This is a genomic window from Paraburkholderia phytofirmans (assembly GCF_046028095.1).
In the GTDB taxonomy this organism is placed as follows: domain Bacteria; phylum Pseudomonadota; class Gammaproteobacteria; order Burkholderiales; family Burkholderiaceae; genus Paraburkholderia; species Paraburkholderia phytofirmans_A.
Genome location: NZ_JAQQDJ010000001.1, coordinates 146,860 through 165,962, shown reverse-complemented (window position 1 = coordinate 165,962; position 19,103 = coordinate 146,860). Strand labels below are relative to the sequence as shown.

Sequence of the window (19,103 nt, the reverse complement as noted above, 5' to 3'; positions counted from 1 at the left end):
ACGGTGCGCTGCGCAGCGCGCAGCAAGCCCGCGATTACACCGCAGCGGCGGCGCGCTCTTTCTCATACTTGATCAGTTTCAACACACGCGAATTGACGAAGTAGCGAATGTAGTTAGTCGGCGAATAGAAAATATCCGTTTGCCATTCGCCGCACAGCAGATCCTTGCCGGTCGGATCGTCCGCGGGCTGCACGATGGTGTCGGCCATGATGCGGTCGATACCCGACACATTCGGGCCGGACTCGTGCCATAGCGCGCTGTTCATGATCACGAAGTCGCCCGGATTCAGTTCGGGCGTGACCTTCGGCCACTTGAACTCGAAGCTGTCGGGATTGATCTCACCGGCGTCGCCCAGCACGCCCAGTTTGTGCGAGCCCGCGTAAAACGACATGCCGCCGTTGTCCGCGTTGACGATGCTGAGCGGCACGAACATGCTGCACTTGTTCAGGTTGCCGAGGTGATAGCAACTGTCCTGATGCAGGAACACTTTGTTCGAACTGAATCTGTCCTTGATCACGAAGCGATGGTTGTACAGCGCGACGTGATCTCCGAAGATCTGCTTGAACGTCTCGGCAAAGACCGGCTCCTTGTACATGTAGGCCAGCTTCGGCGGCAGTTGCTCGGTGAGCGAAACCGGATTCGCCTTGTTGACGTCGCGGCCTTTTGCCAGCTGCGCGTCGTAAAACGCCTGCCACTCGGCTTGCCATTCCTGCACGACAGACTGCGGAATCGCGTTGCGCATCACGAATACGCCGGTCTCTTTGAACACGTCCGGATTGAACGTCTCCGAAGCGATCTGATCGATGACCGCCTCAACGGATGCCAGGGTATTTTTCATGTCGAAGGCTAGATGAATCGGAACGTCAGTTCGTTGTCTTGCGTGTTCTTGAATTTGTTGCACTTCGCGAGCACGTTGTACTTCAACGGAAACAGTTCGCGCTCCGGCGATTCCAGAATGTCGATCTCGACGATATCGAAGTCGCGCAGCAGCACGTTCCAGCCGTGCTCGGTGATGCGCCAGCAATCCGGCGAGGGTCCGTGAATGCGCCAGTTCAGCGGCGCGGAAATCATCAGGTGGCCTTCGTGCTTCAGAATGCGGCGGATTTCCTTGACCGTGTCGAACGGGTTCAGCGTGTGTTCGATCACGTCCATGCACACCACCACGTCGTATGCGCTTTCCGGAATCGCCGCGTTGACCTTGGTGATGTCGCCGACGATCGTCGGCTTGTAGGTGTCGACCACGTCGAATGTGTCGACGCTGAAGTTCGTGAAGCACTGGCGCACCAGAGACCGATCTTGCGGTCCGACTTCGAGCAGCTTGCCGGTGTGTTCCGCGAGTCGGTCGGCGGTGCGCCGCACGAACGCGTCCATGTGTTCCCGCGTGAGCGGGAAGGTGTCGTTATCGAATTTAGATGGCGTCGCCATGGTGAAATTCTCGCTGGGGTGTTGGCTTCAATCGACGGCGCCGGCTGCGTAGAGCGAAGCGGCTTCGTCGATCGACGTCTGGATCTGGTGCAGCACGGCCAGGCTCGTCTCGCCGACGGCGCGGCACGATTGCCTGAAATGGTCGATCTTCACTTCCGCATCCGACGGAAAACGGAGCGCATCCGTCGACCAGCTTTCTTTCGGAAGCAGCTTGCAGATGTCGTGGTCTTCGTCGAACACCTGCCGGTTCATTCGCACGGTGGATTCGAAAAACGAATCGAGCACGCGCGTGGCGTTCTCATTCAGCGTGTTCGACGCGTACAGACGGCTGGTGAACCGCGTACGGCTTTCGCCTTGCCGCGCCGGGAAAAAGTTTTGCAGCGAATACGAGTAGCCGTACGTCGACGAAATCATCGTGAACGGGAAGATATAGAGACTCATATATCCCTCGTACTGGTAGTCGATGTTAAACAGCTTGCGCAGGCGAGCCAGCTGGTTGGCAAGACGTGCATTGCCGAGTGGCGCGTACCAGATCGAATTGGCGCCGTCGAACACGTTCTGACCGTCGCCGAGCTGCAAGGTGGCGAGCGTTTCCGTGTGGACCGCGGCGATGTGATACGGCTCGAGTGCGTTCTCGACTGCGAGCGGCCAATAGCACTCGTAGTCGTAGCGGTTCAGATCGAGGCGCCGGTCCACATTGAACGAAATGTTCTCGAGGATATCCGCGCTCTTGCCCAACTGTTCGTACAAGCCCGTGCGCGGCTTGATCGCGAAAAACACGAAATCGCCGCACCAGTCGACCTGGAATGTGTTGAAGCGCGCGCGGTCGATATCGCACGACTTGAAGCGTGCCTTCTCCGGCACGATGATCGTACCGTTCTTATAAGTCCAGCCGTGATAACCGCAGGTCGCCGGCCGGTTGCCGTGCTCACCGGTATAAATGCGCGCGCCGCGGTGCGGACAGGTGTTGTCGAATGCAACGATCTCGCCGTTGTCGTTGAACAGGACAATCTCGCCCGACACGCCATCGAATTTGATGAAGTCGCCGTCGTTGGCGAGCTCACGGCGATGGCAGGCGAGATGCCAGTACTGTTCGAACAGAATCCGGTCGAGCGTCATCTCAGAGCTTCCTGGCGGGCGCGGTATAGATCACGGCGTCTTCGGCCACCGAGCGCATCACGATGGCGCCGGCGCCGATTTTCGCGCGTGCGCCGATCTTCAGTTTCGGCAGGATTTTCGCGCCGCTGCCGAAAAATACGCACTCGCCGGTTTGCACGTAGCCGGTCAGATCGACGTGCGAGCTGAGCGTCGAGTAGGCGCCGAGTTTGACGTCGTGGCCGACGCTCGACAGCACGTTGACCGCGACGAAGTCGCCGACATGGGCGTCGGCCGATACCACCGCTTGAGGGCACACCACGACGCCTTCGCCGAGCACGGCGGAGCGCGCGATGACGGCGCTCGGATGCACGAGGCTCGCGAACACCGCGCCGCGTTCACGCAGGCGCGCCACCACCGCGCGCTTGGCGGCGGGGTCGCCAATGGCGACGAGCACGGCTTCGCCATCCTGAGCACGGTAGTCGTCGATGTCGCCACGCCATTCGAGCTGGTACGGATAGCCTTCCAGCGCGGCCGGATTGGCGTCGAGAAAGGCGCTGATGCTTGCGCCCCGACCCGCTTCGGCCGCGTCTTGCGCCCAGTTGATCAGCTCGCGCGCGAAAGCGCCGCAGCCGGCCACGATCAGTCGCTTCACCATCATCGAACCTTATATCCGCCGTCGACGACGAGCGTGGTGCCGGTGATCCAGCGGCTCGCCTCGCTCAGCAGGAACAGCGCGGATTGCGCGACGTCGTCGGCCTCGCCGAAGCCGAGCAGGTGGCTCTTCTCGTAGGCCGCAAGCGCTTCGTCGGGGCTGCCGCCCGTCAGCCGCTCATGCATGGCGGTGTGAACCGCGCCGGCCGCGATCGAGTTGACGCGAATCTTGCGCGGCGCCATTTCGCAGGCAAGCGAGCGGACCAGTCCGTCGATGGCCGCCTTGGCGGCGGAGTAAGCCGTCATGCCTGCCTGACCCGTCGAACCGGCCACCGACGACATGAAGACGAGCGAACCGCCATCCGCGATCACGTTTTTCTTGCTGCCGGCGCGGGCAATGCCGAACGCCGCATACAGACTGCTGCCGAACACCTGGTCCAGTTGTTCCTGTTTCGTCAGCTTCGCGGGACGAATCAGCTCGACACCGGCCGCATGAAACACGCCGGCAAACGTGCCGTGCGTTTCAGCAAGGTGACTCACCCATTCGGCGGTTTGATCGGCGTCGGCGAGCGATGCGGCGGCGCTAGCATGGCCGCCGCCGTGAAGCCCGGCGAGCGTCGCCTGAAGGCGAGCCTCGTCGCGCCCGGCGGCAATCACGCGGCCGCCCAGGCGGGCGATCAGTTCCGCGCTCGCCCGGCCGATGCCCGACGACGCGCCGGTCACGAGATAGAGGCCGCCGCCGAGGCAGTTGTCAGCAAAGAGTGTCATGTCTCGATCGTGTCCACGATGGTGAGCGGCCCGACCGCGAGCGCCGCCGAAGCCCACGAATACCCGACGCCGAAGCCGAACATGCCCAGTTGCAGCGTTTCTTCCTTCAGGCGGTGTTTCAGTTCGGTGGTCATCAGCAACGGAATCGATGCACAACTCGTATTGCCGTAGTCGCCGATATTGGTCGGCACGCGTTCAGCCGGCAGGCCGGCCTTCTTGGCCAGATGCTTGAGCATGAACAGGTTGGCCTGATGGAACAGGAACGCGTCGTACGTGTCCTTGTCGCGGCCGGCGATATCGAGCGTGCGCGAGACCAGCTTCGGCACCGCGTTCAGCGTGAAATTGAAAATCTCGCCGCCGTCCATGAAGAGGCATTCCGGCGATTTACCGGCCATGCGTTCGTCGCCCGCGGCGTCATACGATTTGAAGCCGCCCGACGGCACGATCAGATTGCGCACGCCCTTGCCGTCCGCACCGATGATGAAGTGCGCGGCCGCCTCGCTTTCCGACGCTTCGAGCGCCGTCATCGTGCCCGCGTCGCCGAACAGCAGCGTGGTGGAGCGGTCGGTCGGGTCGATCATCTTGCTGATCGTGTCGCCCACCGCCAGCAGCACCCGCTTTGCCGCGCCGGTCTGAATCAGGTTCATGCCGAGCCACAGCGCTTGCGGATAGCCGGAGCAGCCGAGGTTGATGTCGAACGCGAGACACGCGCTCGGCAAACCCAGTTCCGCCTGCAGCACGAACGCCGTGCCGGGCAAGCGGTAGTCCGGCGTTTGCGAGACGAAGATCAGCGCGTCGATCGAGTCCGCCTGCCAGCCGAGTCCGGCGAGCAGCTTCTCGCCGGCCTTGCGGCACAGATCGCCGGTGCTCGTCTGCGCGTCGGCCCAGCGGCGCCGGTTGACCCCGATCATCTTGACCACGTCGCGGACAGCGGATGCGTCGAACCTCTCGAGGAAGTAGTCGTTATCCACCTGTCTCGACGGCACGCACGACACCACGCCTGCGATGCGGGCGCCTTGCGTGCGTAACTCGCGCCCTGCGCTGAAGTCCGGCGAACTCATGCTCAACTCCTTAGGCTGCTTTTTTCGCCGTGCTGATCAGCGCTTCGATGTCGGCGATGGTGTTGCAGTTGTTCAACGTCTGGCCGCTCAGCATTACGTTGAAGCAGTCGTCGACGAGAGCGATCGTCGACACGACGGCGAGCGAATCCCAGTTATGCTCGTGCAAATCGAGTTCCGGCGTAATCAGGCTCGCGTCGATCTCGAAGATTTCGGCCATTCCTTCGTAAAAGTTTTCCATGTCCACTCCTGCTAGTAAGTCACCATGCAGCCGGCCCATGAGTAGCCGACGCCAAAGCCCAACAACATCAATCGACTGCCGTGCGTGAGCAGGCCGTCGTCTTTCATCTGCTTCAATGCGAGCGGAACCGTCGAGGAAACGGTGTTGCCGCATTGCTCCATCAGGATCGGAAACTTCGCTTCCGGGACCTTCATCTTCTTGCGCAGCGCTTCGAGCATGAAACGGTTTGCCTGATGCAGCACGAAGAAGTCGATTTCCTCGCGGTCCATGCCGGCCTTTTCGAGCAGCGATGTCGCCGCTTTAGGCACTTCGGCAAGCGAGAACGCCATCACTTCAGCGCCGTTCATGTACAGATGTTCGTCGGTGCGCACGTTGCTGGACGCATCGGTCGTTTCGAGTGCGCTTTGCGCGCTCTTCGGCTCGCGAAAAAGTCCCGCCTTGACGATCAGGTTTTGCGCGCCGCGGCCGTCCGTGCCGAACACAAAAGGGCCGATCGACGCGTCGCCGTCCGTGGAAAAGGTGATCGCGGTCGCGCTGGCGCCGTCGCCGAATAAGGTGCGAACGCTCTTGTCGAGCGGGTGCACGTATTTCGAATAAGTGTCGGCGGTCAGCAACAGCACGCAGCGTGCGGCGCCGGTTTCCACCAGACCCTTGGCGAGCGAGAGTCCGTACACGTAGCCCGAGCAGCCGAGATTCACGTCGAGCGCGCCGGCGTGAGTCGCAATGCCGAGCCGGTCCTGCAACAGGCAGGCCGAGGTGGGCAGCACGTAGTCGGGTGCCTGCGTGCACAGAATGACGAAGTCGACGTCCTGCGCGGTCACCGCGCCCTGGGCGAAAAGATTGCGCGCCGCTTCGTAAGCCAGATCCGCCGCGGTCTGTTCGGCCGATGCGATATGCCGTTGCTGAATGCCGGTCTTGGCCAGGATCTTGTCCGCCGGCCATTCCGGATAGAGCGCCGCGAGCTGCTCGTTCGTCAGGATCTGCTCGGGCAGAAATCCGGCGATATCGAGAATGCGCGCCTGCACCCGGTCGGATCGAACAGAGGACGTCATGATCAGCAGTCCGCGATGAGTCCGACGATGCGCTCGAGCATGCCGTCGGTCAGCGCCGGGAAAATCGGCAGACACAGCACCTGTTGCGCGGCGGCGTGCGCGATCGGCAGATTTTCACGGCGTGCGGACGGCAGACCGCGATAGATCGGGAAGTCGGAAATCAGCGGATAGAAGTAGCGGCGCGCGTAGATGTCGTGATCGCGGAACTTCTGATACAGCGCGTCACGGCTGATCGGGAATTCCGGACCGACGAGGATCGGAAAGTACGAGTGATTCGCCACTTTCTCGCCGGCTTTCTGCATGCAGCGGATGCCGGGAATGTCGCGCAGCCGTTCGCGATACATCGCATCGATCTGCGCGCGCCGGGCCAATGCTTCGTCGATGTGCTGCAGTTGCAGCAGACCGAACGCGGCGTTGATCTCGCTCATCTTGCCGTTGATGCCGGAGGCCACCACCGTCGTTTCATCGACGAAACCGAAGTTCTTCAGATGGTCGATGCGCTGCTTGGTCTTCGCATCCTGGCAGATGATCGCGCCGCCTTCGAAGGTGTTGAACACCTTGGTGGCGTGAAAGCTCAGCACCGCCAGATCGCCGTGTTCGAGCACGCTGCCGGTGTCGGTCTGAACGCCGAACGCATGCGCGGCGTCGTAGATCACCTTCAGGTTGTAGTTGTCGGCGATCTTCTGGATGGCGTCGACATCGCACGGCTTGCCGTAGCAGTGCACCGGCATGATCGCGGTGGTCTGCGGCGTGATGGCCGCTTCGATCTTCGCGGGATCGAGATTGAGCGTGTCCGGATCGACGTCGACGAACACCGGTTTGATGCCGTTCCACACCAGCGAGTGCGCGGTCGCGACGAACGAGTAGGGCGTGGTGATCACTTCGCCCGTCACGCGCAGCGCCTGCAACGCGGTGAGCAATGCCAGCGTGCCGTTCGTGAACAACGCAAGGTGCTTGACGCCGAGATACTTGCACAGCGCCGCTTCGAACTGCTGGTGAAACGGACCGCCGTTGGTCAGCACCTTGCTGTCCCAGATCTGCTGGAGATAGGGGATGAACTCTTCAAGCGGCGCGAGATGCGGCTGGGTAACGTAGATACGCTCGTCGATCGGTGACTCGATAGCGCGAAGCGGCAAAGCTGCGTTCACTTGGATTCCCCTTTATCGGACAGCACGGGCGCTTCGCTGGCGGCGCCGGCTATGTCTTCCATCGAAACTTCGAAGGCGGCGGCCGGTTCGCCGGCGCACCAGCGTTGCCACATGATCCGCAGTGCGCGTGAGACGCCTGCCGCGACCACGTCGGGACGGAATGCCGCCGAGGCCGCGCAGCGTTCGCGCAGGCTTGTGCGAATCTCGGCGAGCGCGGGAATGTCGGAGGCCAGCGCTACGCCGCGCGCAACGAATTCTTCCTTGTTCGCGACCACGAAATCTTCGAGCCCGACATGCGACATCCAAGTCGTGCCGGCGCGGCTCGCCAGCGTGTCGCCGGCGATGGTCAGCGTGGGCACGCCCATCCACAACGAGTTCAGCACCGTGGTCGAACCCGTGTACGGGAACGTGTCCAGGCAGATATCGACGTGGAAATGCTGCTGCAGGTAGACCGGAATGCTCGAACGGCGGCGGAACATCAAGCGCTCGCGCTCGATGCCTTCTCCGGCGAACCAGTCGATCAGCAGTTGTTCGTCTTCGTCGGTGGCGATTGCGCCGAGCAACATCTTTGCGGTCGGCTGTGCGTGCAGCAATTCGGCCCACAGGGCGATCACGTCGCGGCGCAGTTTGTTCAGGCGGTTGAAGCTGCCGAACGTGATGTAGCCGTTATGCATGGCCGGCAGAATATTGACCGGCGGCGCGCTTTGCTCCGGCAGGAAAGTCGCGCTCGACGGCAAATGGACGATCTTTTCGGAGAACAGGTTTTCCGCCGGCCCGAACGGCACGCCGTACTTGTCCACCAGGTAATAGTCCATCGCGCTCAGGCCGGTGGTGCCCGGATAACCCATCCAGGTCACCTGAATCGGCGCGGGTTTGCGCGCGAACGTCAGCAGACGGTTGCGGCCCGTGTGGCCCGACAGATCGAACAGAATGTCGATGCGTTCGTCGCGGATCTTGTTGGCGAGTTGCGCGTCCGGCATGCCGGTGATCTGCTGCCATTCATCGGCGCAATTGCGCAGCAACTGCGTGTAGTCGTCTTCGGCGATGTGGTTGTTGTACACATGCAAGGACAGATTCGGGTCCTTGGCCAGATGCTCCATGATCGGCAGCAAATACGACGCGACGGCGTGGCGGAACAGGTCGCCCGAAACGAGGCCGATCTTCAGCTTGCGATCCGGCGAGCGTTTGTTCACGTGACGCGGCCACTGCGCGCGCACCGGATCCTCATGCTGACGCGCGAAGTTGGTGTGCTCGGCGAACAGCGTGCCGTGATCGATTTCGGGGTTGTGCGACAGTGTGAACAGGAAGTTGTTGGCCGCGATGTGGTCTTTCGGATCCTTCTCCAGCGCGGCGCGGAATTCTTTTTCCGCCTCGCCCACGAAGCCGAGATCGAGCAGCAACACTCCAAGCGTGCTGTACACGGAGGAATTGTTCGGCGCGAGTTCGATCGCACGCCGTGCGGCGGCCAGGCCCTCGGCCACGCGCCCCTGATGAACCAGCGACATGCCGAAGATCCGCTGCGCTTCGGCGTAGTGCGGATTGATCGCGAGGATCTTGCGGCACTCCTGCTCGGTTTCCGCCTGCAAGCCTTTCAGGCGCAGCGTATCGGCCAGCACAGTGCGGCTTTCGAGTTCCTCGGGAATCAGTTCAGCGGCTTTGCGCAGCGGGGCAAGCGCTTCGTCATAGCGGCCCAGACGGTGCAGCGCGATGCCGAGCCAGCGCCACGAATTGCCGTCGGCGGGAAAGCGTTGCGTCAGGGAGCGGGCGAGTTTCACCGCCTCGACGACATTGCCTTTGTTGTAGAGCGCCGTGTATCGGTTGGTTTCCTGCTGGCTGACCCGGCGGCCCGAAGCGATGGTGGTGCGCGTGCTTTCCGCAGCCGGCGGCGTGTCTGTTGCAGCTGCCGGCTGAGCTTGCGGCTTCTGCGCCGCGACCGGGATGGTATGGATGACTTTGCCGGGGTTGGCCATGCGCACGATCAAGCCGTCCACCGCCGGTCCCTTCAAGCCCTGCTTCTGACCCATCTCGAGCGCCAGCCATGCCGCGGCGGTTTCGCCTGCGTCGATCAGCGCGCTGATATAGGCGGCCCAGTACTGGCCGTTGTGAGGATGCAGTCCCAGGCACTGCTCGAAAAGCGGCAGGGCTTCCGCCGTACGGGCGGTCTGGCCGAGCAGCACGCCGAGGTTGTACAGCACGTCGGCATGTTTCGGATTCGCGTCGAGAATGGCCCGATACAGCGCTTGCGCGTCGTCGAATTCGCCCTTGTGGTGATGGTCGAGCGCCGTTTGCAACACGAGCGCAATGTCCTGCTCGAGTTGTTGTTCGGGCGTCAGGGGTTCAGCAGGCGGCTGCTCGTACAGGAGAGTCATGGTCTCGGCGCAAAATGTTCTATGGAGGAAATTGTGCGACGAGGCCGGTCTTTCCGATGCGCGGAGATGACGGTAAAAAAGCCGCCTGTTTAGCGTATGGAGGAAGGGGCCGGGAAGCCGAAGGGCAAGAAAAAAGCCCGCACGAGGCGGGCTGAGGGAACGAGCGCGCCTCACTTCGGCACGTAGTTCTTATTATTGGGTCGGCCGGCTGAACCGGCTTTCTGGGAACGGATGCCGCCTTGCGCGGCTCCGCTCCGGGTTTTTTACAGGCGGGCCATCCGCTGATATTCGCCGGCGGCTTTCGTGCGTCCGATCGCCGCTTCGAACTCGAAATGCAGTTCGTTCTGGGTGACTGCCGCGTCCGCGAGGAGCGCCGCGTCGATCGCCTGGATCTGGCGGATCATGTCCAGCGCCGCCGGTTCCTGATCCGCGGTGAGCGACATCAGCAGCGGCGAACGCGTTTCAGTCAGGCGGGCGGCTTCCGGCCAGTCCGCGAGCGACGCCGCCTGCTCGATTTCCCGCGTGATGGAGAGCACGCGCTCGACCAATTCCATCTGGTTCATGTTGTGCGCGTTCATGGCTTAGCTCTTGTTCGTGGCCAGCGCGCCCGCGCTGTTGGTGCCGCCGAACAGCGCGGTCAGGTATTGCGAATTGTTGTTCATGGTCGCCATCAACGTGTTCAGGGCGGTGAACTGCGCCTGATACTGGTTCGTCAATTGAGTCGTGTAGTCGGCGAGCGCGGTTTGTTGCGTGGCGATGCTCTTCAGGTCGGCGTTCAGCGCGGTGTTGCGCGTGTCGATGATGCCGCCGGTCTGCGTGAATGTGGTGATGCTGGCGTTCAACTGCTCGGCAATGCCGTTGGTCGAGTTGAAGAGCGACGCGACCGTGGCCGGGCTGCTCGTCAGCGCGGTGTTGAGCGCGTTGTTGTCGACCACCATGGTGCCGTCGGCCGGATCGTCCTTCAGCGTGATGCCGATCGCCGCCAGTGTGGTGCCGGTGCTGCCCGAGCCGACCGCGCCGCCGACGATGTTGGCCAGCGTGTTCTTGATGGTCTGCAGCGTGGAGTCGCCCAGCAGCGGGCCTTGCGACGTCGAGCCGGAGCTGAACGACGTGAGCGTCGACATCGTCGTGACGACGGTGTTGTACAGGCTCACGAAATTGTTGATCGCGGTGTTCTGCGCGGTGGTGTCCTGCGCGATGGTCAGCGTCTGCGGGGTGCCCGCGGGCGTGCCCACGGCCGCCGCCGTCAGGTTGATCGTCACGCCTGAAATGGCGCCGGTCACCGCGTTGCTCGCGCTGCTGCCCGCGATTCCGCCGATCGTGTACTCCGCGTCCTGCGCGAAGCCGCTTTGAGTCCAGGCGCTGCTCGAATTGGCCGACGTAATGGTCGACTGGCCGCCCGTGGTGCTGGCCGTCGACGACACGCCGAGGCTCGACAGGCCGGTGTCGCTGGTGATGTTGCTGGTCGAAACATTGATGACGTTGGCCGCCCCCGTATTCGCCGCGCGCAGCACGAGGTGGGCGCCGTCCGTGCCGGTCACGATGGTTGCCGTGACGCCGGGGTTGCTGCTGCTCGCGTTGATCGCCGACGCGATGCCCGAGAGCGTGTTGTTGCTGCTGTCGACGTTGATATCCATCGACTTGCCGTTCATCGAGATCGACAGCGTGCCGGTGCCCAGTTGCGTCGTGGCGCCGAAGGCTGCCGACGACAAGGCTTGCGAACTGGCGATCTGCGTCACGGCGATCGAATAACTGCCGGCCACGGCGCCGACGCCCGCTGTCGCCGTCAGCCCGGTGCCGCTCGCGGTCGCCGCGAACGTTGCCAGCGTGTTGCCGTTGGCGAGATTCGTGATGCCCGACTGCAGGGCGCTCAACGCCGAGCTTAGCGCGCCGTATGCGGACAGCGTGGTGTTGTCGGAGGTTTGCTGTGCCGCCAGAGCCGAGGTTTGTCCCGCGACCTTCGCGTTCACGAGCGCCGTGACGAGCGTCGACACGTCCATCGACGAATTGCCCGTCGAGCCGCTGATGATCGATTGAGCAGCCGACTGCAGCGCGGAATTGGCGCTTGCCGTAGAAGACGAGGTTGAGATCGAGGACATGCAGAGGCTCCGGGCGTCTGGAAATCTGTATTGGTTGGTGCGCGATGCTACATCACTACGTGATGGAAATGCACAGCGGGAGGCATGCCTCCCGTCGCTTGAAACCCGGCGATGCGCCCCGCTTGCGCGCAGCGCATCGCCGTTACCGCGTCAGCTCTTACTGCAGGAGCTTCAGAACTTGCTGCGGGTTCGAGTTAGCTTGCGCCAACACCGAGATACCAGCTTGTTGCAGCACTTGCGCCTTGCTCAGGTTCGCCGTTTCTTGCGCGAAGTTGGCGTCCGTGATTTGCGATTGTGCCGACGACAGGTCGGTCGATTCAGCTTGCTGCGACGTCGAGATTGCCGTAAAGCGGTTTTGCGCAGCGCCCAGTGCAGCTTGCAGCGTATTGACCGTTTGCAGCGCGTTGTCGATCGAGACCATCGCTTCGTTCGCGCCCGTCACCGTGCTGATGTCGAGGCCCGAAACCGTCGGCGGGTTGTTGATCGCGTTGATCTGTGCCACTGCTGCGACGGCTGCCGCGGAACCTGCGCCTGCCGTCGTCACTGCCGATGCGCTCAGCGTCAGGTTGGTCACGGCGGTGCCCGTGCCAGCGGCCGTGCCTGCGGTAAAAATCGCGCCGGAGACGCCCGACGTGATCGCCGTGTTGTTCTGGTCGGTGAAGGTGTAGCCGCCCTTGCCGTCCGACAGCACGTTGATCGACGTGATCGTCGCGCCGGTGCTCGTGTATGCGCCCGATGCGTCCAGGCTGACGGCGATCGTGCCGACCGTTTGACCCGTTTGCACCAGGCCGCCACCGATCTTCGCTGCCGACATCGATTGGCTCAGGTCCAGGCTGATCGTCTGACCGACGTTCGCGCCGACCTGGAACGTCACGCTGCCTGCCGAGCCGTCCAGAATGTTCGTGCCGTTGTACGTCGTTTGCGACGCGATACGGTTCACTTCAGCGATCTGCGCCGAAACTTCCTTCTGCAGCGCTGCCTGGTCGCTCGACGACAGCGAACCGGTCGATGCTTGCACAGCCAGCTGACGGATACGTTGCAGGCTGGAGGTCAGCGAGGACAGTGCGCTCGATGCGGTTTGAATCATCGACACGCCGTCATTCGCATTCGACACGCCCTGGTTCAGGCCGTTGATCTGCGTTTGCATACGCGTCGAGATTGCCAGACCTGCTGCATCGTCAGCCGCGCTGTTGATGCGCTTGCCCGACGACAGGCGGGTGATGGCTTGCGAAAGGGCGCTTTGCGAGCCATTAAGGTTTTGCTGTGCAACCAGCGAGTTGATGTTGCTATTGATTCCGAGCATGGAAAATCTCCTAAATAAGCCTTGAGCCCAATACGCCACGTTGGCATCGGCGGAAGCACTCGTTCATTGCTGGCCGCCTCAGTGAAGGTTGACGGCCCCACTAAAAAAAACTTGAGGGACTTTATGCAATGACGGACCTATTGCTTTCGATGCCGGGCATATTGCAACGTGGCTGAAAGCCCCTTGCAGCCTTGTTCGGCAGTTGCACTGCAGGTATTGAAAAGACGGCGTATTCTCGTTTTCTCTTGAGACAAACCGTGGAGAAATCATGCAAAAGCGCAGGATTGGGCGTTCGGAATTACAGGTCGCGCCGCTTATGTTCGGCGGCAATGTTTTCGGCTGGACCGCCGATGAAGCCACCTCGTTTTCGATTCTGGATGCGTTTGTCGACGCCGGTCTCGACTTTATCGATACCGCCGATGTCTATTCCGCATGGGTGCCCGGCAACCAGGGCGGCGAATCGGAAACGATCATCGGCAAGTGGTTCCGTCAGAGCGGCAAGCGCGACAAGATCGTGCTCGCCACCAAGGTCTCGAAGCATCCGCAGCGCAAAGGGTTGTCGGCGGCCAACATTCAGGCGGCCGTCGAGGATTCGCTGCGGCGCTTGCAGACCGACTACATCGACGTCTACTTTTCTCACGACGACGACACCGAAACGCCGCTCGCCGAAACACTGGGCGCTTATCAGAAGCTGATCGAGGCGGGCAAGGTGCGGGTGATCGGCGCGTCGAATTACAGCGGCGCGCGGGTCGAAGAAGCAATTGCCGTCTCCCGCCAGCACGGCTTGCCCGAATACCAGCTGTTGCAGCCGGAATACAACCTGTATGACCGCGCGCAATATGAGCGCGACATCGAACCGGTGGCGCTCGCCAATCAGCTCGGCGTGGTGGTGTACTACAGTCTCGCGAGCGGCTTTCTATCCGGCAAGTACCGATTGCAGGCGGATCTGGCCAATAAGGCGCGCGGCAGCCGGGTCGAAAAGTATCTGAATGATCGCGGTTTGCGAATTCTCTCCGCGCTAGACCGGGTTGCCGACGCGCATGGCAGCACGCCGGCCACTGTCGCTCTGGCATGGCTGATCGCGCGCCCAAGTGTTACGGCCCCTATTGCCAGCGCGACTTCGGTCGAGCAGCTTAAAAGCCTCGCGGCGGCCGTTCATCTGATGCTGACGGGCGCCGATATTCGTGAATTGGACGAAGCGAGCGCCTGAGCATGCAATAGGTGACCTGGCGCAATCCCTAAACCCCTGGTAGGATGGAGAGTTTCCTGATATCATCGGGAGTGAATTGAGATCTTTGCCTGTTTCGTCAATGCTTTTCTGTTGATGGAAGGTTGGCGAAACAGCAGCAGACGCGGCTTTTGCATTATGTCTGTCCGCGTTCCGCGGTGAACTCCCCACCTCTCTTTTCCGGCCTCCGTGGCCGCTTTGCCTCTCGTTTCATTCGTGGTTTGGCCGGGTTCTGCCCGCGTTTGCCTGTTACTGGCCATGAACTGAAACGACCGGAGGGCCGGCGCGTGAGCGGTATGCCGCCACGCAATTTACCCCTATCAAGTGATTGAGTTAGGAATTAAATGACGACGATTCTTCTGAAAGAAAACGAGCCGTTCGAAGTGGCGATTCGCCGCTTTCGTCGCGCAATCGAAAAGAATGGCCTGATCGCTGAACTGCGTGAGCGCCAATCGTACGAAAAGCCGACCACGGCACGTAAGCGCAAGAAGGCTGCTGCTGTGAAGCGCCTGCACAAGCGCCTGCGCAGCCAGATGCTGCCGAAAAAGCTGCACTAAGCACGCTTTTTCGCACGGCCGAACGGCGGTGTGAGCTTCGAAAGAAGCCACATCGCCGTTTTGTTTTTTTGAGCGTCAGGTGGAACGCTCAGCCCAGACTGGAATGGGCGAATGAGGGCTACGCGCCTTGGCGAGCGGGGGTTTGTGAGTCCACTAGCCGTGCGCACCGCGACTCCGGAGTGTGGCGCGCAGCTGCGGTATTGCGGCGGGTTTTATCCTGTCTACGCCGCGCTTTTCAGCCGGTCGGCGGACAAGCCAAACTGGCGGGCGATCGAGCCCAGACGCTCGAGCCATTCCCAAGTGCCGAATACGTCGTGGACGTTTTGCAGACAACTGAGCAGGTCAACGGTGGCCGGGTCGTACACATTGATGCGCGAGCGCAGCAGCGCCTTCTTCAGCGCGGACACGCCGACGTCCATATACGCGGGCATCTCCGCACGCGTTTTGCCGATGAAGCGCACCGGAATGCCTTCCATTGCGGTCATGTAGTCGCGCGGTTTGATAAAGCTGCCGACCGGGCAGCCGCCACAGTAGCCGCGATAAGCGCCACCGCCTCGCGGCAGAAGCGCGGCGCGCTTCTGGCCCAATAAATGACCCACGGCTTGGTCGAAAATCTCCTGATACGTCAGGAAGTTAAGAGTTTTCATGGTTGGTCTCCCACGCGTTACGCAGCGGTTATTCGTTGTTCGAGCGCATGACCAGCAGTATCGGGCGTGCTCCGTTCGGTGATCCCGAACTAGCGTGGCGAAAAGCCGCCAATCCCGGATTTGGCTCGTTTCCCGCGATGCACTCCACGTCGCAAGGTTCGCCGACTGCCGCAGCTGCAACTCATAACCGTATAACGACCAACATGCCCTGGAAGCGCAGCAGGGATTTACCGGATGGGCGCATCGCGTCGAGTCCGGCGTTGTGATGCGTCGCGTGTCGTCCTCCAGGCCTTGCGCCGCGAGGTGAAGGCTGGCACGCGCCGCGGTGCCTGGGAGTTTCCCTGAGCCGCCGTCCTTTGTTAGAACAGCGGCACTAAGCGTGGGCGCATACCGGGCCGCCTCAGCCCGCTTTACGATTACGTCCTTTCTTGCCAAGCGCCGCGCATCGCGCGCGGCACATGCAACTCGCCTCGTGGTCGTTCACCATGCCGACTGCCTGCATGAACGCGTAACAGATCGTCGAGCCAACGAACTTGCAGCCGTAGCGCTTTAATCCCTTGCTTAGCGCGTCCGAAATGTCGGTCGACGCGGGCGCCTGCTTATAAGAAGCCCAATCGTTCTGGATCGGTGTCTGATCGACGAACGACCACACGAAGTTGGCGAGCGAGCCGTGCTCGGCCTGAATATGCTGGACGGCTTGCGCGTTGGTAATGGCCGCTTCGATCTTGCCGCGGTGACGCACGATGCTTTCGTCCTTCACCAGCGCCTCGACGTGTTTCGGCGTAAAGCGCGCAACCTTGGCGATGTCGAAGTCCGCAAACGCGCGGCGATAGCCGGCCCGTTTGTTGAGAATTGTCGACCATGACAAGCCGGCCTGAGCGCCTTCCAGCACGAGCATTTCGAACAGATGCTGGTCATCGCGCGAGGGCACGCCCCATTCGGTGTCGTGATACTGTGCGAGCGCTTCGCTCGATACCCAGTTGCATCGCTGTGTCACTGTCGCGCTCCTGCGTTGTGATGTCGCCCGCCAGCATAGCCGAAGCCGTGCGCACTGCAAGCTAGCCATTCGGCCGATTGCCGGATTGAAACTGACCTGCCACGCTATGCGTAATTCATCCACGGAACCCATTCGATTCCATGAACAATGACTTCTTTCTGATCGGCATTGACGGCGGCGGCAGCGGCACGCGGGTCGTGCTCGGCGACGCGCAAGGCCGCGAGCTGGCGCAGGCGGCAAGCGGGCCGTCGGGGTTGGGGCTCGGCGTCGAACGTGCATGGCAGGCTATCGCGGCCGGCTGCGGCGAAGCATTTGCCAGCGCCGGCAAGGCGCTGGACTGGTCGCGCTGCGTGCTCGGCTGCGGATTGGCAGGTGTCAACAATCGCGACTGGCTGGCTGCGTTCCGCGCACAAGCGCCCGCGCTAGCGGGACTCGCCGTGGAAAGCGACGCCTACACCACCTTGCTGGGCGCACACGGCGGCGCGCATGGGGTGATCGTCGCGCTCGGCACTGGCAGCGTGGCGGCCGTACTGGACGGCGAGGGCGAATGCCGCCAGGTTAGCGGCTACGGCTTTCCATCGGGCGACGAAGCGAGCGGCGCGTGGCTCGGACTGCGAGCCATCGTGCATGCCCAGCATGCGCTGGACGGCCGCGGTCCCATCGACGATCTGGCGCGGGCGCTGGTCGCGCACACCGGCGCGCATGACCGCGACAGCCTGGTCGTCTGGCTCTGCGAAGCCAACCAGACGGCTTATGCGAGGCTCGCGCCGATTATCATCGCTCACCGCACGCATCCGTTCGCGGCGCGCTTGCTCGGCGAAGCCGGCGCCGAAGTGGGCAAGATGATTGCCGCGCTCGACCCGTCGGCGAGCCTGCCGGTCGCGTTGTGCGGCGGCCTCGGCGCGCCGTTGCGCGAGTACGTGCCGCGGATCTATCAGGCGCGTTTGCGCGAACCGCTGGCCGACTCGGCGCACGGTGGATTGCAGTTGGCGCAACGTGAAGCGGTCCGTATCGGCGGCTGAAAACGGCGAACCGCGGCGTGCGCGCGTCGTGCGCCTTCGGCTGAGAATAGTCGTGCATGGCCAACGCGTTCCGGCGAATGCGGCTGGCAACGGTAAAATACGCAGCTTCGACGCTGCCCGCCTGCTCAAACTATGTACAAAGTCATCGCCACGGATCTCGACGGCACGCTGCTCAACGCGGATCACCAGGTGGATCCGTTCACGGTCGCCACTGTGCGCAAACTTGAAAGCGACGGGCTGCGGTTCGTGATTGCAACGGGCCGCCATTATTGCGATGTCGCCGGTATCCGCGACGTGCTGGGCATCAATCCGTATCTGATTACATCGAATGGGGCGCGCATCCACGCGCCGGACAACACGGTGATCCACGCCGACGACCTGCCGCCGGCTATCGTGCAACGACTCGTACAGCCGGAAACCGCCGGCGCGCATGGCCGCGTGATCGTCAACCTGTTCGCCGATCATGCGTGGCTGATCGACCGCGACGCGCCGGATCTGCTGAAGTTTCACCAGGATTCGGGCTTCACCTACGAGGTGACCGACCTGCCGAAACACGACGGCGTCGACATCGCGAAGGCTCTCTACATTGGGGATCCCTCCGATCTCGCGCAGGTCGCGGCCAATCTCGCGCGCGAATTCGGCGACGCCCTATACGTGACCTATTCGCTGCCGGACTGTCTGGAAGTGATGACGGCAAACGTATCGAAAGGCCGCGCGCTGCAGATCGTGCTCGAGCGCCTTGGCGTGGATGCCTCGCAATGCGTCGCTTTCGGCGACAACATGAACGATATCGATCTGCTGGAAACGGCCGGCCATCCGTTCATGATGAACAACGCCAATCCCGACCTGATCACGCGTTTGCCGAACGTGCCGCGCATCGGCAACAACTTCGAAGCGGGCGTCGCGCACCATCTGCGCAAGCTCTTCTCGCTCGACGACGAACTGATGTCCTGAGTGCAAATGGAAACGGCCCGCATCCAGTTTCATGGATGCAGGCCGTTTCCTTTAAGTGAGCGCGTCGGTTGGTTCAGGCTACCAGTGACGGCGTTGCACGACCAAAGTCCATCAAGGTCAGCAAGCCGCCTCATTCGCCGACGTTGGACGCAGCAGGAAGATTACCCGTGCCATCCGCCACGGCGGTTGTCGTGGTCGCCCCGGTTATCGTGGCCCCGGCCTCGGTCATTGTGGTTCCAGTTGCGATCATATCGATGGTCGCCACGGTAGTAGTCGCCGCGATCGTAGCGATGGTCCCAGCTGCCGTTGCCGTAGTAGACCGGCTGCGGCGCCGCATAGACCGGAGCCGGGCGGGTATAAACCGGTGCGCCGAGCGACAGGCCGATGTTCAGATCCGTATGCGCTTGCGCGACACCGCATGCGCCCGCCGCGAGTCCTGCAGCAACCAGCAAGTGAGTGACGATGCGTTTCATGTTTTGTTCTCCT

Annotated in this window: 20 protein-coding genes; 4 read left to right on the top strand and 16 right to left on the bottom strand. The window is 62.1% G+C overall.

The features are described from left to right. Nucleotides 1-34: 34 nt before the first annotated feature. The 13 genes from PQR54_RS00805 to PQR54_RS00745 form a co-directional block, all read right to left on the bottom strand. Nucleotides 35-838, bottom strand: a complete 804-nt coding sequence (locus PQR54_RS00805; protein WP_408243677.1) for a phytanoyl-CoA dioxygenase family protein — start codon at nt 836-838, stop codon at nt 35-37. 8 nt (nt 839-846) lie between these two features. Then, nucleotides 847-1,425 (bottom strand): class I SAM-dependent methyltransferase, encoded by a 579-nt coding sequence (locus PQR54_RS00800; protein ID WP_106303222.1) that lies wholly within the window; start codon nt 1,423-1,425, stop codon nt 847-849. Between the two features lie 27 nt (nt 1,426-1,452). Next, nucleotides 1,453-2,544: an aromatic ring-hydroxylating oxygenase subunit alpha gene (locus PQR54_RS00795; protein WP_408243676.1), complete on the bottom strand. Its 1,092-nt coding sequence runs from the start codon at nt 2,542-2,544 to the stop codon at nt 1,453-1,455. Between the two features lies 1 nt (nt 2,545). Further along, nucleotides 2,546-3,178 (bottom strand): acetyltransferase, encoded by a 633-nt coding sequence (locus PQR54_RS00790; protein WP_408244230.1) that lies wholly within the window; start codon nt 3,176-3,178, stop codon nt 2,546-2,548. Then, nucleotides 3,178-3,942, bottom strand: coding sequence for an SDR family NAD(P)-dependent oxidoreductase (locus tag PQR54_RS00785; RefSeq protein ID WP_408243675.1), 765 nt, complete (start codon nt 3,940-3,942; stop codon nt 3,178-3,180). The genes PQR54_RS00790 and PQR54_RS00785 overlap by 1 nt, the downstream gene beginning before the upstream one ends. Next, complete coding sequence (locus PQR54_RS00780; protein WP_408243674.1) at nt 3,939-5,003, bottom strand: ketoacyl-ACP synthase III; 1,065 nt, start codon at nt 5,001-5,003, stop codon at nt 3,939-3,941. The genes PQR54_RS00785 and PQR54_RS00780 overlap by 4 nt, the downstream gene beginning before the upstream one ends. Before the next feature lie 10 nt (nt 5,004-5,013). Beyond that, complete coding sequence (locus PQR54_RS00775; protein ID WP_106303234.1) at nt 5,014-5,241, bottom strand: acyl carrier protein; 228 nt, start codon at nt 5,239-5,241, stop codon at nt 5,014-5,016. Between the two features lie 11 nt (nt 5,242-5,252). Next, nucleotides 5,253-6,293, bottom strand: a complete 1,041-nt coding sequence (locus PQR54_RS00770; RefSeq protein ID WP_408243673.1) for a ketoacyl-ACP synthase III — start codon at nt 6,291-6,293, stop codon at nt 5,253-5,255. 2 nt (nt 6,294-6,295) lie between these two features. Continuing rightward, nucleotides 6,296-7,441 (bottom strand): dTDP-4-amino-4,6-dideoxy-D-glucose aminotransferase VioA, encoded by a 1,146-nt coding sequence (vioA, locus tag PQR54_RS00765; RefSeq protein ID WP_408243672.1) that lies wholly within the window; start codon nt 7,439-7,441, stop codon nt 6,296-6,298. Continuing rightward, entirely contained in the window at nt 7,438-9,810 is a 2,373-nt protein-coding gene (locus tag PQR54_RS00760) for a tetratricopeptide repeat protein (protein ID WP_408243671.1), read from the bottom strand. Before PQR54_RS00760 ends, vioA begins: the two co-directional genes overlap by 4 nt. Before the next feature lie 263 nt (nt 9,811-10,073). Beyond that, nucleotides 10,074-10,388, bottom strand: a complete 315-nt coding sequence (fliT, locus tag PQR54_RS00755; RefSeq protein ID WP_408243670.1) for a flagellar protein FliT — start codon at nt 10,386-10,388, stop codon at nt 10,074-10,076. Nucleotides 10,389-10,391: 3 nt separating this feature from the next. Beyond that, a complete protein-coding gene (gene fliD / locus PQR54_RS00750) occupies nt 10,392-11,909 on the bottom strand; it encodes a flagellar filament capping protein FliD (protein ID WP_408243669.1) in 1,518 nt (505 codons plus the stop codon). A 157-nt stretch (nt 11,910-12,066) separates the two neighbouring features. Further along, on the bottom strand, nt 12,067-13,212 hold the full coding sequence (locus PQR54_RS00745; RefSeq protein WP_408243668.1) for a flagellin: 1,146 nt from the start codon (nt 13,210-13,212) through the stop codon (nt 12,067-12,069). A 268-nt stretch (nt 13,213-13,480) separates the two neighbouring features. On the opposite strand from PQR54_RS00745, the gene PQR54_RS00740 reads away from it, so the two are divergent. Together PQR54_RS00740 and rpsU are read left to right on the top strand one after the other, a co-directional pair. Beyond that, complete coding sequence (locus PQR54_RS00740) at nt 13,481-14,422, top strand: aldo/keto reductase (protein WP_408243667.1); 942 nt, start codon at nt 13,481-13,483, stop codon at nt 14,420-14,422. A 362-nt stretch (nt 14,423-14,784) separates the two neighbouring features. After that, entirely contained in the window at nt 14,785-14,997 is a 213-nt protein-coding gene (rpsU, locus tag PQR54_RS00735; protein WP_006050883.1) for a 30S ribosomal protein S21, read from the top strand. A 221-nt stretch (nt 14,998-15,218) separates the two neighbouring features. Here rpsU and PQR54_RS00730 read toward each other — a convergent pair whose 3' ends face one another. Both PQR54_RS00730 and PQR54_RS00725 read right to left on the bottom strand, forming a co-directional pair. Further along, nucleotides 15,219-15,644, bottom strand: a complete 426-nt coding sequence (locus PQR54_RS00730) for a hypothetical protein (RefSeq protein WP_408243666.1) — start codon at nt 15,642-15,644, stop codon at nt 15,219-15,221. 400 nt (nt 15,645-16,044) lie between these two features. Further along, nucleotides 16,045-16,641, bottom strand: a complete 597-nt coding sequence (locus PQR54_RS00725) for a DNA-3-methyladenine glycosylase I (RefSeq protein ID WP_408243665.1) — start codon at nt 16,639-16,641, stop codon at nt 16,045-16,047. 140 nt (nt 16,642-16,781) lie between these two features. On the opposite strand from PQR54_RS00725, the gene PQR54_RS00720 reads away from it, so the two are divergent. Together PQR54_RS00720 and PQR54_RS00715 are read left to right on the top strand one after the other, a co-directional pair. Further along, entirely contained in the window at nt 16,782-17,663 is an 882-nt protein-coding gene (locus PQR54_RS00720) for a glucosamine kinase nucleotide-binding domain-containing protein (RefSeq protein WP_408243664.1), read from the top strand. Between the two features lie 132 nt (nt 17,664-17,795). Further along, entirely contained in the window at nt 17,796-18,617 is an 822-nt protein-coding gene (locus PQR54_RS00715; RefSeq protein ID WP_408243663.1) for a Cof-type HAD-IIB family hydrolase, read from the top strand. A gap of 161 nt (nt 18,618-18,778) precedes the next feature. Here the strand turns inward: PQR54_RS00715 and PQR54_RS00710 are convergent, their stop codons facing one another. Then, the gene (locus PQR54_RS00710; RefSeq protein ID WP_408243662.1) at nt 18,779-19,090 is read right to left on the bottom strand and encodes a PXPV repeat protein; all 312 of its coding nucleotides are present in this window, start codon (nt 19,088-19,090) and stop codon (nt 18,779-18,781) included. Nucleotides 19,091-19,103: the final 13 nt, after the last annotated feature.